The sequence below is a fragment of the Enterobacter quasiroggenkampii genome (assembly GCF_043972695.1).
GTDB lineage: Bacteria > Pseudomonadota > Gammaproteobacteria > Enterobacterales > Enterobacteriaceae > Enterobacter > Enterobacter quasiroggenkampii.
On the sequence record NZ_CP143745.1, the window covers coordinates 3,776,537 to 3,793,448 of the forward strand.

A 16,912-nucleotide genomic window follows, 5' to 3' on the forward strand; every position below is an offset into this window, starting at 1 on the left:
AGACGATCCGCGTTCCTTCCGGCAGAAATACTCAGTTATAAGAGAGCTTCATGACGCGACCAGGATTATAAGTAAAGCATAATTTTTCCCTCTCCCCTTTGGGGTGAGGGATGCTGTCAGATTTCGCAATAGCGCAGAAAACGCTGCAGGGAGCTGGAAAGGTGTTTCTGACGATGATGAATGCACCACAGCGTGCGCACCAGCTTCGGCAGCGGGATGGGGATTTCAACCAGCGATCCGGTTTCAAGCTGTTCGGCAATAACGCGCCGGGAAAGGCAGCTGATGCCCAGCCCGTGGCGCACCGCGTGCTTGATGGCCTCAGAGTTCCCAAGCTCCATCCCTAACTGGAAATGCGGCAGATGTGAAAGCAGCAGATAATCGACAATTTCACGCGTGCCGGAGCCCTGCTCGCGCAGGATCCACTGCGCCTGCGCCAGCCGTTCCAGCGTCACCTCTCCCTGCAATAACGACGAGGCCGGGGACGCAAACACCACCAGCTCGTCTTCCAGCCAGGGCTCGGCAATGATATCGACGTTATGGCAGGGACCTTCGATGAGGCCGATATCCACGCGGAAATCGATCACTGCGTTGATGACGTCCTGGCTATTGCCCACGCTCATCTCCAGCGGCAGGCTCGGGAAATCCCGGCGGTAGCGGGCAATCACTTCCGGCAGAATGTAGTTCCCGATGGTGCTGCTGGCGTAAACGCGGATCGCACCGTTGTCTTCGCGGAACAGCTGCTCGATTTCGATTGCCTGCTCGAGCAGCGCCAGCGCGCGCGGATAAAGAAGACGACCGTGCTCGTTGACCACCAGACGCTTCCCTACCCTGTCAAAAAGCTGAACGCCCAGTTGTCCTTCAAGATCGGTCAACGCCGCGCTGACCGCAGACTGTGAGAGCGCCAGCATTTGTGACGCCTGGGTCGTTGAGCCGCTTTTCAGCACCTCGGCAAAGACTTCCAGCTGACGCAGAGTAATGTGCATGGTTGCTTACCACTTATATAGATTGATTATAAGTATATAATCAATTTTATTTTTAAGCCAGAGCGCCGTAACCTTTAGCCAGACAAAGGAGAAGGTTATGTCAGAAATCACCTTACAACATCATCGTACAGTGTGGCACTTCGTGCCGGGTCTTGCGCTCAGCGCTGCAGTCACCGCCGTAGCGCTATGGGGCGGCAGCATCCCGGCCATCGCAGGCGCAGGTTTCAGCGCGCTGACGCTCGCCATTTTGCTCGGCATGGTCGTGGGTAACACCGTTTACCCGCATATCTGGAAATCCTGCGACGGCGGCGTAATCTTTGCCAAGCAGCATCTGCTGCGTCTTGGGATCATTCTTTACGGCTTCCGTCTTACCTTTTCGCAGATTGCGGATGTGGGTGCGAGCGGGATCGCCATCGACGTTCTGACCCTGACCAGCACCTTTTTACTGGCCTGCTTTATCGGTCAGAAAGTGTTTGGCCTGGACAGGCAAACCAGCTGGCTGATCGGTGCCGGGAGCAGTATCTGTGGCGCAGCGGCGGTGCTGGCCACAGAACCCGTCGTGAAAGCCGAAGCCAGCAAGGTAACGGTGGCGGTAGCGACGGTGGTGATCTTCGGTACGCTGGCGATTTTCCTCTACCCGGCCATGTATCCGCTGGTTGCCCACTGGTTCAGCCCGGAAACCTACGGCATCTATATCGGTTCGACCATGCACGAAGTGGCCCAGGTGGTCGCAGCAGGACACGCCATTAACCCGGACGCCGAAAACGCAGCGGTGATTGCCAAAATGCTGCGCGTGATGATGCTGGCCCCGTTCCTGATTTTCCTGGCCGCACGGGTTAAACAACTGGCTCCGGCGGGCGGCAGCGAGAAAAGTAAAATCACCATTCCGTGGTTTGCGATCCTGTTCATCGTGGTCGCTATCTTTAACTCCTTCCATCTGCTGCCGAAAGCGGTGGTGGATATGCTGGTGACGCTGGATACCGTACTGCTGGCAATGGCCATGGCGGCCCTGGGGGTGACCACGCACGTCAGCGCGCTGAAAAAAGCCGGTGCGAAACCGCTGCTGATGGCGCTGGTGCTCTTCATCTGGCTGATTGTTGGCGGCGGCGCGATTAACCTCGCGGTCCATAGCCTGATGGCATAAACCACTACATCCTTCTCCTGTTAACCCGCTATCATAAGCATTTCGGGTTAACAGGAGTCCCTTTATGAAATATGTTGGAGCGCACGTCAGCGCTGCAGGTGGCCTTGCGAATGCCGCCATTCGTGCCGCCGAAATTGAGGCGACCGCTTTCGCCCTGTTCACCAAAAATCAGCGCCAGTGGCGCGCCGCACCGCTCACCGCTGAGGTGATTGATGATTTCAAAGCCGCCTGTGAGAAATACCGCTACGGGCCCGGCCAGATCCTCCCCCACGACAGCTACCTGATCAACCTCGGTCACCCGGTTGAAGAGGCGCTGGAAAAATCCCGCGAGGCATTTCTTGATGAAGTGCAGCGCTGCGAACAGCTGGGGCTGACGCTGCTGAACTTCCATCCGGGTAGCCATCTGATGCAGATCGACGAAGATGCCTGCCTGGCGCGCATTGCCGAATCCATCAACATCACCCTGGACAAGACCAAAGGCGTCACCGCGGTGATTGAGAATACCGCCGGTCAGGGCAGCAACCTCGGCTTTAAGTTCGAACATCTGGCAGCGATTATCGACGGCGTGGAGGATAAATCCCGCGTGGGCGTGTGCATTGATACCTGCCACGCGTTTGCCGCCGGTTATGACCTGCGCACCACCGAGGCAACGAAAAACACGTTTGATGAGTTCGAGCGCATTGTGGGCTTTAAGTACCTGCGCGGAATGCACTTAAACGATGCGAAAAGCGCCTTTGGTAGCCGCGTTGACCGCCACCACAGTCTGGGCGAAGGCAACATTGGCCACGATGCGTTTCGCTTTATTATGCAGGACGCCCGCTTCGACGGTATTCCGATGGTGCTGGAAACCATTAATCCGGACATCTGGGCAGAAGAGATTGCCTGGCTGAAGGCTCAGCAACCCGCTGAACAGGCGGCATAAAAAAAGCCGGGTGCGTAATGCAACCCGGCTTTTTTGTTGTTTATCGCTTACGCTGCTTTTGCCACAACTTCCGCTTCCGGACGTTTCAGCACCGCGTAAGAGAGACCCGCCACCAGCGTACCGGCAACAATCGCCAGCAGGTAACCCAGTACCGGGGTGATCGCGCCTGGGATCAGCAGCACGAACAGACCGCCGTGTGGTGCCATCAGCTTCGCACCGACAGCCATAGAGATCGCCCCCGTTACCGCACCGCCAACGATACAGCACGGCAGCACACGCATTGGGTCACGCGCCGCGAACGGAATCGCCCCTTCGGTGATGAAGCACAGACCCAGCACCAGCGCGGCTTTACCGCCTTCCTGCTGCGCTTTATCGAACTTACGACGGGCAATAATCGTCGCCAGACCGAGCGCCAGCGGAGGCACCATACCTGCCGCCATGATCGCCGCCATTGGCGCGTAGGTCTGGGTACTCAGCAGGCCCACACCAAAGGCGTACGCCGCTTTGTTCACCGGCCCCCCCATGTCGGTACACATCATGCCGCCGAGGATTGCACCCAGAAGAACCGCGTTCGCGGTACCCATGGTTTGCAGCCAGTGGGTCAGACCCGCCAGGATGCCCGCAACCGGCTTACCAATCAGGTAAATCATCGCCAGGCCGACCACCAGGCTGGAAATCAGCGGGATGATCAGGATCGGCTTCAGCGCTTCCATACTCTGCGGGAGCTTCAGCTTTGAGCTAATCAGCTTCGCGACGTAACCGGCGAGGAAGCCCGCGATGATACCGCCGATAAAACCGGAACCGGTGCTCACGGCCAGCATACCGCCGATAAGCCCCGGGGTCAGACCCGGGCGGTCAGCAATGGAGAAGGCAATAAAGCCCGCCAGAACCGGCACCATCAGGGCGAAGGCTGAGCCGCCGCCGATCTGCATCAGCGCAGCCGCCAGCGTACCTTGTTCTTTAAACGCGGTGATACCAAACGCGAACGAGAGCGCGATACACAGACCGCCCGCGACCACCATCGGCAGCATGTAAGACACACCGGTCAGCAGGTGGCGATAGGCGCCTGCGGACTCTTTCTTCCCTTCCGTCGCGGTCTGACGCGCGCCGGTTGCCTGATACGGCTTCGCTTCTACCAGCGCTTTATCAAACTCCTGCGCGGTCTTTTTCAGCGCCAGGCCGGTGGAGGTACGGTACATTGGCTTACCGGCAAATTTCGCCAGGTCCACTTCGATATCCGCCGCCACAATCACCAGATCGGCCTCCGCCACTTCTTCAGGGGTGATCGCGTTGCCGGCACCGACGGAGCCGCGTGTTTCAACTTTTACCCACCAGCCGCGTTTTTTCGCTTCGGTTTCAATGGCTTCAGCCGCCATAAAGGTGTGAGCTACCCCCGTCGGGCAGGCCGTCACCGCCACAATGCGTTTCGGGCCCGTGGCCGTAGCCGGTGCCGTCGCGACAGGCGCGCTGTAGACAGACGCATGACCTTTCGCTTCGCTCAGGAACAGTTCCGGGTGTGCCACCGCGCGATTAATATCGCCCAGCCACACTTTTTTACCGTTCAGCGCACTGTCAGCCGGGATTTTGTCGCCCAGGACAATGGCCAGTTCTGCATCGCCTGGATTATCGATAATCTCCAGATGTGCTTTTTGTGCCGCCGCGCCCAGCAAGGTCTTCGCCATATAGGCGCGAGCCTGTCCGAGACCGGAGTCAATGATCAGCAGCGTTTTCATTATTCCTCTCCTGCTGTTAGTTAAAAGGTTTTAAGTCAACGCGCGCCATCATCGCGGCTAACTGGGTACGATCGGTAATACCGACATTGCTCTGGCTGACGGCCAGGGCAGCAACGGCAGTGGCAAGACGTAAGGTATGTTCACTGGATTCCCGCATCAGCAGACCATAAATCAGGCCGCCAACCATGGAATCCCCTGCGCCAACGGTACTCACAACTTCCATTGACGGCGGTTTGGCGATCCATTCGCCAGACGCGTTAACCCACAACGCGCCTTCTGCACCAAGCGAGATCACTACGTGAGCGATACCCTGCTCGCGCAGCGCATGGGCAGCGTCAATCACATCTTTTAATTCTGGCAGCTTACGACCCGCCCAGATCTCCAGCTCGCGGCGATTCGGCTTCACCAGCCACGGTGAGGCTTTCAGGCCCGCAACCAGCGCGTCACGGCTGCTGTCAAAAATGATGCATGGGCACTGGCTGCGCAGGCGCGTCATCCAGTCAGTAAAGGCTTCCGGGCTCACGCCGGACGGCAGGCTGCCGCTGACGCAGACCATGTCGAACTGGCCTAGCCAGGTCAGCGAGTCGTTGACAAAGCGTTCCCAGTCTGACGGCGTCACTTCGAAGCCTGAGAAGTTCAGATCGGTTACTTCACCGTCTTTCTCCGTCAGCTTAACGTTGATACGGGTACGGCCCTGAACAACCTGAAAACGGTTGGCAATGCCCAGCTCGCTGAACAACTGCTGGAACCCATCCTGGTTGTCTTTACCGAGGAATCCGCCCACGGTGACATCAATACCGAGATCCTTGAGCACTTTCGCGACGTTAATCCCTTTGCCCGCAGCATGCAGGCCGGTGGTACGCACGAGGTTGACTTCGCCGCGCTCAATTTCCGGGCAAAATCCTACCAGGTCATAAGCCGGGTTTAGCGTAATAGTCGCAACACGTCTGCTCATTATGCGCCCTCCCCCAGACCTGCCGCGATGGCATCGCCAATCGCTTTCAGCGCCTGTTCAGCATCGGCACCCTGCGCGGTGAAACGCAGACGGTGGCCTTTCTTCACGCCCAGCGCGACCACTTTCATCAGACTACGGCCGTTGGCCGGTTTGCCCGTGCCGTCAAGATTCGCCACGGTAATCTCACTCTCGAATTGTTTAATGGTATTCACCAGCATGGTGCCCGGGCGGGCATGCAGGCCGTGTTCGTTCCGCACCACGGACTCCGCGGTTTGCACGTCATCCGTCAGCGCATCATCACTGGTCAGCAGTGCCAGCACGGTGGAGGCATCAGCGTTCAGCAGCTTTTCAGCTTTGTTGTTCAGCAGCAGGTCGCCCAGACGCTTCAGCACGGAAACCGGCTGTTCATCAGCCATCGCCACGGTCACCAGCATGGCCGCGCGTTCGCCTTCTACGTCAAATGCATTGGCCGCACGGCTCACGGCAATCGCACTGCGCAGGTTGCCTTCAGCACTGTCGTTCAGCCAGATACCCTGACCCAGATTCAACGGCTTATCGTTAATCACGCGCGTCACAAAGGTGGCATCCGCCGCGCCGGCTTCTTTCAGGCGGCCCGCGTTCAGCGCCTGCAGCGTCACCAGATCGGAAGCAACTACATCCAGCGTCAGCGTTTCATTATCCAGTTTCAGCGCTTCACTCTGTTTTTCGCCCATCAGCAAGGCGCGCAGCTCTTCCGCGGTGGTGGCGGATTTAAGCTGTTCAGCCACCGCGTCATCGCTCAGGACATGCGTCAGCTGACGCAGCAGACCTAAGTGTTCGTCGCTGCTGGCCGCGATACCGATGGCCACATAGGCTACCTGACCGTCTCCCCAGAGTACGCCCTGCGGGAACTGGTAAACCTTAACGCCGGTTTTCAACACCTGATCGCGGGTGTCGGTGGTGCCGTGCGGAATGGCGATCCCATTGCCGAGGAAGGTTGAGGTCTGCTGCTCGCGCGCCAGCATGCCGTTGACATAGCCGTCCGCGACGTTACCCGCCTGCACAAGCGCAGCGGCAACCTGGCGAATAGCCTCTTCTTTATCCCCGGCCTGAGCGCCCGGGTGGATATCCTGAACAGATAACTGGAACATGGTTCTCCACTCCTGCTGAACTTGAATCGTTTCAGCTTTAATGAGAAAAAATGCGCTAGCCTGCTCCGTTTGTTAAAACAAGATAGCGCTGAAACGTTTCAAAAAGTCTTGCGCTTTCTGCAATGCCTTGCAAGAAAACTCGTATTTCAGATTGCAGAATTTAGAGATACAGCACATTTCTTCTTCGTTCAGCTGAATTTTGCTGAAGTTCAGCAAGTCAGTTTCAGCTAAGGTCAGCCGATGTGGATGCAAGATGAAATGCCATTTTGATTTTTCGTGGCATCATTGACCGCACCCACTGTTTATTTTTTAGCTGACGGCGTACACTCCGCCCCTCCCTGCTACTCGCTAATTATAAAACATGCATAACATCCCTGCGGCTGCCTCGCCGAAGCCCTTTGATTTGACCTCAGCGGCCTTCCTGATTGTTGCCTTCTTCACGGGCATTGCCGGTGCGTTACAGACGCCGACGCTGAGCTTATTTTTGACCAATGAGGTTCATGTTCGTCCGGCGCTGGTTGGCTTCTTTTTTACCGGAAGCGCCATCATCGGCATCCTGGTCAGTCAGTTCCTGGCGGGGCGGTCCGACAGAAAAGGCGATCGTAAAAGCCTGATCGTTTTCTGCTGCCTGCTGGGGGTTTTGGCCTGCGTTCTGTTTGCCTGGAACCGCAACTACTTCATTCTGCTTTTCGTCGGGGTATTCCTGAGCAGCTTTGGTTCGACGGCGAACCCACAGCTGTTCGCGCTTGCCCGCGAACACGCCGACCATACCGGACGTGAAGCGGTGATGTTCAGCTCTGTTCTGCGTGCACAGGTGTCGCTGGCGTGGGTGATTGGCCCGCCGCTGGCTTACGCGCTGGCGATGGGTTTTGGCTTTACGGTGATGTACCTGAGCGCGGCGGTCGCGTTTGTGGCGTGCGGCGCGCTGGTGTGGTTCTTCCTGCCGTCCATGCGCAAAGAGCCCAAAGTGGCAACGGGCGTGCTGGAAGCGCCACGCCGTAACCGCCGCGATGCCCTGCTCCTGTTCGCGATCTGCACGCTGATGTGGGGCACCAATAGCCTCTATATCATCAATATGCCGCTGTTTATTATTAATGAACTGCACCTGTCGGAGAAGCTGGCGGGCATCATGATGGGCACCGCGGCCGGGCTTGAGATCCCGACCATGCTTATCGCAGGCTATTACGCAAAGCGCTTCGGGAAACGTTTTTTAATGCGCATCGCCGCCGTCGCCGGTCTGCTGTTCTATCTCGGCATGCTGACGGTACATACGCCTGAGCTATTGCTGGCGTTACAGCTGCTGAACGCCATCTATATTGGCATTCTCGCCGGGATAGGCATGCTCTATTTCCAGGACCTGATGCCGGGCCAGGCAGGCTCTGCCACCACCCTTTATACTAATACCACCCGCGTGGGCTGGATTATTGCCGGCTCAATGGCCGGTGTTGTGGCCGAAATCTGGAACTATCACACGGTGTTCTGGATTGCGCTGGTGATGTGTACGCTGACGATAGGCTGTCTGGCGAAGATTAAAGACGTTTAAGGTGCGGTGAGCGATTCAAGCTCAAGAAGGTACGTCATCGCCTGCTCGCGCGTGCTGCCACACATTTCGGCCGTGGGCTGAAGCCCGGAGCAGACCTTCGGACGCAGCGGTGAGCCAAAGATCATGCACAGGTTGGTTTCCGAGAGCTGAACGCAGCGGGTATTGGCAGGCTTGCCCTCGGGCATTCCTGGAATGGGGCTTGAAATGGACGGTGCAGTACAGCACGCGCCACAATCGGGACGGCAATCCATAAATGCTCTCTTTCGCTGGCGGATGCCCGTACAGTCGGGCATCGCGCGCACAGTAACACCTTTTGCGTATTGATAGCAAAAGCCACGAATTCCTCTTGCCTGAAAGGCCGCGCGCGAGTAATTTGGCGCGATATTTTTTACCTCCCGTAAACAGGATTACTGCAATGCCAAGAGCGAACGAAATTAAGAAAGGTATGGTACTGAATTACAACGGCAAACTGCTGATTGTGAAAGATATCGATATTCAGGCACCAAGCGCCCGTGGTGCAGCTACGCTGTACAAAATGCGTTTCGCCGATGTGCGTACCGGCCTGAAGGTGGAAGAGCGCTTTAAAGGTGACGATATCGTTGATACCGTGACCCTGACCCGTCGCTATGTTGATTTCTCCTACATCGACGGCAACGAATATGTGTTCATGGACAAAGAAGATTACACCCCGTACATCTTCACCAAAGATCAGATTGAAGAAGAGCTGCTGTTCATCCCGGAAGGCGGTATGCCAGACATGCAGGTTCTGACCTGGGACGGCGTGCTGCTGGCGCTGGAACTGCCTCAGACGGTCGATCTGGAAATCGTTGAAACGGCACCTGGCATCAAAGGCGCATCCGCAAGTGCCCGCAACAAACCGGCGACCCTGACAACCGGCCTGGTTGTGCAGGTACCGGAATACCTCTCTGCTGGCGAGAAGATCCGCATCCATATTGAAGAAAAACGCTATATGGGTCGCGCTGACTGATTGCGGCATTTGTCGGGTGGCGCTACGCTTACCCGACCTACGAAAAAACCGGCCCTGAAGCCGGTTTTTGTGTTTTTGTAGGCCGGGTAAGACGAAGCCGCCACCCGGCAATTCCGGTTACAGCAGCTCCGGATACTTCGTCATCTTCAGCGCCAGCTCAACGCCGCGCACTTCCGCCATCCCTTTAAGACGGCCAATCGCCGAATAACCCGGGTTAGTTTTTTTGCGCAGATCGTCCAGCATCTGATGGCCGTGGTCAGGACGGAACGGAATAGGACGCACATCGCCAGTCTGCTTGCGACGCGCCTCTTCCGCCAGAATGGCGTCTACCACCGCCACCATATTCACATCACCGCCCAGGTGCGCCGCCTCGTGGAAGGTTTTTGGGTTCTCTTCGCGGCAGGTCGCGCGCAGATGCGTGAAGTGGATACGATCGCCGAAGGTTTCAATCATCCGCACCAGGTCGTTATCCGCCCGCACACCGTAGGAGCCGGTACACATGGTGAAGCCGTTATAGATGCTGTCGACCGTCTCTTTCAGCCACTGCATATCTTCAATCGTGGATACGATACGCGGCAGGCCGAGGATTGGACGCGGTGGATCGTCCGGATGTACGGCCAGGCGAACCCCTACCTCTTCCGCAACCGGCACGATAGCGCGCAGGAAATACGCCATGTTTTCACGCAGCTGCTGCTTATCAATATCGCCGTATTCCGCCAGGCGGGCGCGGAACTGATCCAGCGTATACCCTTCTTCAGCCCCCGGCAGGCCCGCAATAATATTACGGGTCAGCTTTTCGATATCTGCGTCACTGGCGGCGTTAAACCACGCGAGCGCCTGCTGCTGCTCTTCCGCGGTGTAATCCGCGTCGGCGCCAGGGCGTTTCAGAATGTGCAGTTCGAATGCCGCAAAGGCAATCTGATCGAAACGCAGCGCTTTCGAGCCGTCCGGCATCTGATATTCAAGATCGGTTCGCGTCCAGTCCAGGATAGGCATGAAGTTGTAGCAAACCGTATCAATGCCGCAGGCCGCAAGGTTACGGATGCTCTGCTGGTAGTTAGCAATCCAGGTCTGGTACTCCCCTGAATGGGTTTTGATATCTTCATGAACCGGAATGCTTTCTACCACAGACCAGGTTAATCCCTTCTCCGCCAGCAGCGCCTGACGCGTCTGTATTTCCTCTACCGGCCAGACCTGACCGTTAGGAATATGATGCAGCGCCGTGACGACACCCGTTGCGCCAGCCTGACGCACATCATCAAGAGAAACCGGATCGTTCGGCCCGTACCAACGCCAGGTTTGTTCCATTGCCTCACCCTCTTAAGTTGTTATACCAATATGTGCTACTGCAATGACGACTACCATACATGTTTGCCGTGAAGGGTCAATACACCGCCACACATTGATTGATCAAACTCACATAACGGGGATATTTACGGCTCACCAATTTTATTTGCTGTCATATAACTTTACACTGGCATTGTTAATTAATGGTTAATCAGGTGTGTATCTCATGAAGACAATTGCCTCCACCGCCCTTCCTGCCCGGGTTCAGCAACCTCGCTACGATCGCCAGTCATTACGCTCCCGCATCGTCCACTTTGGCTTTGGCGCGTTTCACCGTGCGCACCAGGCATTGTTAACAAACCGGGTGCTGAATGAAAAAGGCGGCGACTGGGGGATTTGTGAGATTAGCCTTTTCAGCGGCGATGTGCTGATGAGCCAGCTGCGCGCGCAGGATCATCTGTTCACCGTGCTGGAAAAAGGGGCTGAAGGAAATGAGGCCATTATCGTCGGTGCTGTCCATGAATGCCTGAACGCAAAGCTGGACTCTCTGCCCGCCATTATTGAGAAATTTTGCGAGCCTCAGGTTGCGATTGTCTCGCTCACCATCACGGAAAAAGGCTATTGCATCGATCCCGCGACCGGAAAACTCGATCTGAATAACCCCCGGATCGTCCACGACCTTGAAAACCCCTCCGAGCCACATTCGGCCCCTGGCATCCTGGTCGAAGCCCTCCACCGCCGCCGCGAGCGCGGCTTGCCTGCGTTTACCGTGCTGTCCTGCGACAATATCCCTGACAACGGGCACGTGGTGAAAAACGCGGTGCTGGGCATGGCGCAAAAACGTTCCGCAGGGTTATCTGAATGGATTGATAGCCACGTGAGTTTCCCGGGGACGATGGTCGACAGGATTGTGCCCGCCGCAACGGAGGCCTCGCTGGCGGAAATCACCGACGCGCTCGGCGTGGAAGATCCGTGCGCCATCAGCTGCGAGCCGTTCATTCAGTGGGTCGTGGAAGATAATTTTGTCGCCGGGCGTCCCGAGTGGGAAGTGGCGGGTGTCCAGATGGTGCAGGATGTGCTGCCTTGGGAGCAGATGAAATTACGCATGCTCAACGGCAGCCACTCTTTCCTGGCGTATCTGGGGTACCTCGCGGGCTACGCTCATATAAATGAATGTATGGAGGACGCGGCGTTCCGCGAAGCCGCCCGTCGGCTGATGCTGGACGAGCAGGCCCCCACGTTGCGCATCAAGGATGTCGACCTCACGGCATACGCCGATAGTCTGATCGAACGCTTTGCCAACCCGGCCCTCCAGCATCGGACCTGGCAAATCGCGATGGACGGTAGCCAGAAGCTGCCCCAGAGAATGCTGGACGGGATCCGCGTTCATCTTGAGCGAAATACGCCGTGGTCGCTGCTGGCCCTGGGCGTGGCCGGCTGGATACGCTACGTCAGCGGTACCGACGAACGCGGAAACGCAATTGATGTTCGCGATCCCCTCAGCGATAAAATCCGCGCCATCGTCGACGCCAGCAGCGACGCCAACCGCGTCCACGCGCTGCTGGGGCTGAGTGAGGTCTTCGGGCACGATCTTGCGCATAATCGCGTTTTTGTGGAGGCTGTCAGCCAGGCCTATGAGCGCATTACCCGCCACGGCGCGCGTCAGGCTGTTATCGAAACGTTAAATCTTTAACGATTATTGCGCTTAATGCGAACGGATGAGGCCTCCGTTCGCCCTTCCCCTTCTCACGGGGCCCGTTTTTCGCCAGGATAGAGAACAGTGTTATAGCATCACAATTCTCATCCGGAGCGCACGTGACCAAAACCAACCTCATCACCGGTTTTCTCGGCAGCGGTAAAACCACCTCAATTCTCCACCTGCTGGCGAATAAAGATCCGGCCGAGAAGTGGGCCGTGCTGGTCAATGAATTTGGCGAGGTGGGCGTTGACGGCGCGTTGCTGTCATCCAGCGGCGCGATGATTAAAGAGATCCCCGGCGGATGCATGTGCTGCGTTAATGGCCTGCCGATGCAGGTCGGGCTCAATACCCTACTGCGTCAGGGCAAACCTGACCGCCTGCTGATTGAACCCACCGGGCTGGGTCACCCGAAGCAGATCCTCGATTTGCTGACAGCCCCGGTTTACGAGCCGTGGATCGATCTGCGCGCCACCCTGTGCCTGCTCGATCCGCGCCAGCTTCTGGATGACAAGGCGGTGGCCAACGAGAACTTCCGCGATCAGCTTGCCTCGGCGGATGTGATCGTCGCCAACAAGGAAGATCGCGCCACGCCAGAAAGCCAGGCCGCGCTGGAGGCGTGGTGGCACCATTTTGGCGGCAATCGCACGCGGGTGCAGGCCACCCAGGGGAATATTGATAGCGCCCTGCTTGACCTGCCTCGTCTGAACCTCACCGCGTTGCCCGCCAGCGCGGAGCATGCGCACAGTCACCCGGTTAAGCAGGGTCTGGCAGCCCTGAGTCTGCCGGAGCACCAGCGCTGGCGTCGTAATCTGAACAGCGGTCAGGGATATCAGGCCTGCGGATGGATTTTTGATGCTGAAACCGTTTTTGACACCATTGGGATCCTGGAGTGGGCCCGCCTTGCGCCCGTCGATCGCGTGAAAGGGATCATGCGCACGCCGGACGGACTGGTGCGGATCAACCGGCAGGGCGACGATTTCTTTATTGAAACGCAAAACGTGGCGCCGCCCGACAGCCGAATAGAGTTAATTAGTGCGGTTAACGCCGACTGGAATGCCCTCCAGTCCAGCCTGTTGAGGATTCGTTTAAGTTCGGGCGGCTAACGTTGCCCCAGTTTTCACTCTATGCAGAACGTTATGACAACTCGATTTCCCCTGATATTACTGCTTAATGTCGCCGGTCTGGCGCTTTTCTTCTCCTGGTATATCCCGGTGAATCATGGTTTCTGGTTCCCACTGGATTCTGCCCTCTTCCACTTCTTCAACCAGGAGCTGGTGAAGAGCAAGGCGTTTCTGTGGCTGGTGGCCATCACCAACAACCGTGCCTTTGACGGCTTCTCGCTGCTGGCGATGGGCTGCCTGATGCTCTCTTTCTGGCTGAAAGAAGATAAAGCAGGACGCCGACGTATTCTGATTATCGGTCTGGTGATGCTGCTGTTTGCTGTCATCATTAACCAGCTGGCCACCGCGATTATTCCGGTTAAGCGTTCCAGCCCAACGCTCTTTTTCACCGATATTTATCGCGTCAGTGAGCTGCTGCATATTCCAACAAAAGATGCGTCGAAGGACAGTTTCCCTGGCGATCACGGCATGATGCTGCTTATTTTTTCCGCAATTATGCTTCGCTATTTCGGCAGAAAAGCGTTTGCCATAGCCCTGATTATTTTTGTGGTTTTTGCCTTCCCGCGCGTAATGATTGGCGCTCACTGGTTCACCGATATTGCCGTCGGTTCGCTTTCCGTTGCGCTGATTGCGCTGCCGTGGTGTTTGATGACCCCACTGAGCGACAGGATAATAGCGCTGTTCGATCGCTACCTTCCCGGTAAAGCGCAACAATAATTGAACAAAAAACTAACTTAAATTAACGTGAGCTATCAGGGATCGACATGATCCCCGATAGCCTTCCCGCCACGATCTTTTCCCAGTGTCATATTCTTGTCATCACATTCATGATAAAAATGAAGCAATTGCGCGATAAAGCCTCGGATCTGACCGCATTTTAAGCAATTACGGATTTTTACTTTCTGTATCACATTTTCTTATAAAAAAAAGGCTTTTTTTACTCGCAATACCCCTGGCAATCGGTTAATCTCGAACTCGTTTTGCCCCATAGGGATAATTATTTCGATGGTGAATAATTTTGTGCGCTACGCCACAAATGTGACCAGAAAGAATTGTCTCAATGTGAACAGATAATTAGTCTCGTCACGTTTGGCATTTTTATAACGATATTTGTCGTTAAGGACTTCAAGGGATAATAAACAAAATGGTCAAATCTCAACCGTTTCTGAGATATATCTTACGGGGGATCCCGGCGATAGCAGTCGCGGTACTGTTATCTGCATGTAGTACATCGAACACCGCAAAGAATATGCATCCTGAGACGCGTGTTGTGGGAATGGAAGATTCCTCTTCACTGCAAGCCTCTCAGGATGAATTTGAAAATATGGTACGTAATCTGGACGTGAAGTCCCGAATTATGGACCAGTATGCTGACTGGAAAGGCGTGCGTTATCGTCTTGGCGGCAGCACGAAAACAGGTATTGATTGTTCCGGTTTTGTACAGCGTACGTTCCGCGAGCAATTTGGGTTAGATCTTCCGCGTTCGACCTATGAACAGCAGGAGATGGGCAAGTCGATTTCACGTACCAAACTGCGCACCGGTGATTTAGTTCTGTTCCGTGCCGGTTCGACAGGTCGACATGTTGGCATCTACATTGGTAATGACCAGTTTGTACATGCTTCCACCAGCAGCGGTGTGACCATTTCCAGCATGAACGAACCGTACTGGAAGAAGCGTTATAACGAAGCGCGCCGCGTACTGACCCGCAGTTAATATCGCTATTGTATCGTTGGTTATCCCTTGGCTGGCGATATGATGAAAAAAAGCACTGCTTCGGCAGTGTTTTTTTTTGCCCGTTACACTGAATACATCCAGCGGCTTTTCAGGAATCACGACGTCTATGCTTACCCGCTACTTCTCCAGTAATCGCAAGATACTGATCCTCAGTATTATCACTGGTCTCATTACCGCCCTGCTCCTGGGTTCCCTGCAATTTTCCTGGAGTTACCACAAGCGAGAAGTCAAATTCGACACCCTGGTGAATGATGTGAGCGCCTACATGGGGAGCTATTTCGACGATTTAAAAAAAGCGGTCAATGTTCTCCAGCCCCTCACGCTAAATACCTGCCACGACGTCAATCAGGAACTCACCTCACGCGCGGCCTTCAGCATTAACGTTCGCGCCTTCCTGCTGGTCAGGGACAAGATGGCGTTCTGCTCTTCCGCGACAGGCCCGATGAATGTCCCGATGAAGACGCTGATACCTGAGCTGAACATCGATAAACAGATCGATATGGCCCTGCTTCCGGGTACCCCCATGCTGCCTGATGAGCCTGCGATTGCGATCTGGTACCGCAACCCATTAGTAAAAGATGGCGGCGTGTTCACCTCAGTGAATATTAATCTGACGCCTTACCTGCTCTACACGGAGCGCCAGGACGAGTTCGCGGGTATCGCCATCATCATCGGCGATAACGCGCTGTCGACGCGGTCCAGCACCCTGGTTCATGCACACGAACTGCATGACATCCCGGTCCGCACGGCGACACTGAAAGACGTCCCCCTGACCATCAACCTGTATGCGGACGCATGGACAGGCGATGAAATCCTCTATGCGCTGTTTTTCGGGCTGGTATGCGGTATTTGTGCCGGATCGCTTAACTACTACATCCTCAGCATTCGGCTCAATCCGGGTAAAGAAATTTTAAGCGCCATCAAGCGCGGTCAGTTTTATGTGGTCTATCAACCCGTCGTCGATGCCAAATCGCTCAGGATGACCGGGCTTGAGGTCCTGATGCGCTGGAAACACCCGACAATGGGAGAAATTCCGCCGGACGCGTTTATTAATTTTGCCGAAGCGCAGAAGCTGATTGTCCCGCTGACGCTGCATCTCTTTGATCTTATCATTCACGACGCTCCCGTATTACAAACGCTGTTACCTCCGGGCGCCAAGGTGGGCATTAACATTGCGCCGGGGCATCTGCATGCGGAAAGCTTCAAGGACGATATGCGCACCTTCAAAGCGTTACTGCCGCCGGATTATTTCCAGATCGTGCTGGAAATTACCGAGCGCGATATGCTTAACCATCGGGAAGCCAACAGCCTCTTCGAATGGCTGCATAACGAAGGGTTTGAAATCGCCATTGATGATTTTGGAACCGGCCACAGCGCGCTGATTTACCTGGAGCATTTCACCATGGACTACCTCAAAATAGACCGTGGTTTTGTTAATGCGATCGGTACTGAGACCGTGACGTCGCCGGTGCTGGATGCCGTTCTGACGCTGGCAAGACGACTGAATATGTCGACCGTCGCCGAAGGGGTAGAGACGCCGGAACAGGCGGCCTGGCTACGCGAACACGGCGTTAACTTCCTGCAGGGATACTGGATTAGCCGTCCCATGCCGCTGGCGCAGTTCCGCGAATGGCGTCCTGATATTTCGCCCGAGGGCGATTAATTTCACATT

15 protein-coding genes are annotated in these 16,912 nt (G+C 55.8%); 9 read left to right on the plus strand and 6 right to left on the minus strand.

The genetic code is table 11. The features are described from left to right. Positions 1-116: 116 nt before the first annotated feature. Positions 117-983: a DNA-binding transcriptional regulator YeiE gene (gene yieE, locus V1572_RS18050; RefSeq protein WP_045908684.1), complete on the minus strand. Its 867-nt coding sequence runs from the start codon at positions 981-983 to the stop codon at positions 117-119. A 97-nt stretch (positions 984-1,080) separates the two neighbouring features. Between yieE and V1572_RS18055 the strand changes: the two genes are divergently transcribed. Together V1572_RS18055 and nfo are read left to right on the plus strand one after the other, a co-directional pair. Continuing rightward, positions 1,081-2,127, plus strand: coding sequence for a YeiH family protein (locus tag V1572_RS18055; RefSeq protein WP_023294037.1), 1,047 nt, complete (start codon positions 1,081-1,083; stop codon positions 2,125-2,127). A 64-nt stretch (positions 2,128-2,191) separates the two neighbouring features. Next, complete coding sequence (gene nfo / locus V1572_RS18060; protein WP_063622105.1) at positions 2,192-3,049, plus strand: deoxyribonuclease IV; 858 nt, start codon at positions 2,192-2,194, stop codon at positions 3,047-3,049. A gap of 47 nt (positions 3,050-3,096) precedes the next feature. Here the strand turns inward: nfo and fruA are convergent, their stop codons facing one another. Genes fruA through fruB form a run of 3 tightly spaced genes read right to left on the minus strand, consistent with a single transcriptional unit; the run spans position 3,097 to position 6,867 of the window. Beyond that, a complete protein-coding gene (gene fruA, locus V1572_RS18065) occupies positions 3,097-4,782 on the minus strand; it encodes a PTS fructose transporter subunit IIBC (protein WP_063622106.1) in 1,686 nt (561 codons plus the stop codon). Positions 4,783-4,798: 16 nt separating this feature from the next. After that, a complete protein-coding gene (fruK, locus tag V1572_RS18070) occupies positions 4,799-5,737 on the minus strand; it encodes a 1-phosphofructokinase (RefSeq protein WP_008500936.1) in 939 nt (312 codons plus the stop codon). Then, positions 5,737-6,867: a fused PTS fructose transporter subunit IIA/HPr protein gene (fruB, locus tag V1572_RS18075; protein WP_395299446.1), complete on the minus strand. Its 1,131-nt coding sequence runs from the start codon at positions 6,865-6,867 to the stop codon at positions 5,737-5,739. The genes fruK and fruB overlap by 1 nt, the downstream gene beginning before the upstream one ends. A 361-nt stretch (positions 6,868-7,228) precedes the next feature. Between fruB and setB the strand changes: the two genes are divergently transcribed. Further along, complete coding sequence (gene setB, locus V1572_RS18080) at positions 7,229-8,410, plus strand: sugar efflux transporter SetB (RefSeq protein ID WP_395299447.1); 1,182 nt, start codon at positions 7,229-7,231, stop codon at positions 8,408-8,410. Here the strand turns inward: setB and V1572_RS18085 are convergent. Further along, complete coding sequence (locus V1572_RS18085) at positions 8,407-8,661, minus strand: YkgJ family cysteine cluster protein (RefSeq protein ID WP_045908692.1); 255 nt, start codon at positions 8,659-8,661, stop codon at positions 8,407-8,409. The two genes, setB and V1572_RS18085, sit on opposite strands and share 4 nt — an antisense overlap. A gap of 164 nt (positions 8,662-8,825) precedes the next feature. Between V1572_RS18085 and yeiP the strand changes: the two genes are divergently transcribed. Beyond that, positions 8,826-9,398 (plus strand): elongation factor P-like protein YeiP, encoded by a 573-nt coding sequence (gene yeiP / locus V1572_RS18090; protein ID WP_008500940.1) that lies wholly within the window; start codon positions 8,826-8,828, stop codon positions 9,396-9,398. A gap of 117 nt (positions 9,399-9,515) precedes the next feature. Here yeiP and uxuA read toward each other — a convergent pair whose 3' ends face one another. Then, entirely contained in the window at positions 9,516-10,706 is a 1,191-nt protein-coding gene (gene uxuA / locus V1572_RS18095; RefSeq protein ID WP_048028201.1) for a mannonate dehydratase, read from the minus strand. A gap of 205 nt (positions 10,707-10,911) precedes the next feature. On the opposite strand from uxuA, the gene V1572_RS18100 reads away from it, so the two are divergent. From V1572_RS18100 to V1572_RS18120, 5 genes are all read left to right on the plus strand, one after another. Then, on the plus strand, positions 10,912-12,378 hold the full coding sequence (locus V1572_RS18100; protein ID WP_395299448.1) for a mannitol dehydrogenase family protein: 1,467 nt from the start codon (positions 10,912-10,914) through the stop codon (positions 12,376-12,378). Between the two features lie 122 nt (positions 12,379-12,500). Further along, positions 12,501-13,487: a CobW family GTP-binding protein gene (locus tag V1572_RS18105; RefSeq protein WP_395299449.1), complete on the plus strand. Its 987-nt coding sequence runs from the start codon at positions 12,501-12,503 to the stop codon at positions 13,485-13,487. A 33-nt stretch (positions 13,488-13,520) separates the two neighbouring features. Further along, a complete protein-coding gene (locus tag V1572_RS18110) occupies positions 13,521-14,222 on the plus strand; it encodes a phosphatase PAP2 family protein (RefSeq protein ID WP_165473151.1) in 702 nt (233 codons plus the stop codon). A gap of 427 nt (positions 14,223-14,649) precedes the next feature. Next, complete coding sequence (gene mepS, locus V1572_RS18115) at positions 14,650-15,219, plus strand: bifunctional murein DD-endopeptidase/murein LD-carboxypeptidase (protein ID WP_008500946.1); 570 nt, start codon at positions 14,650-14,652, stop codon at positions 15,217-15,219. A gap of 127 nt (positions 15,220-15,346) precedes the next feature. Next, the gene (locus V1572_RS18120; RefSeq protein ID WP_045334347.1) at positions 15,347-16,903 is read left to right on the plus strand and encodes a cyclic di-GMP phosphodiesterase; all 1,557 of its coding nucleotides are present in this window, start codon (positions 15,347-15,349) and stop codon (positions 16,901-16,903) included. Positions 16,904-16,912 lie beyond the last annotated feature (9 nt).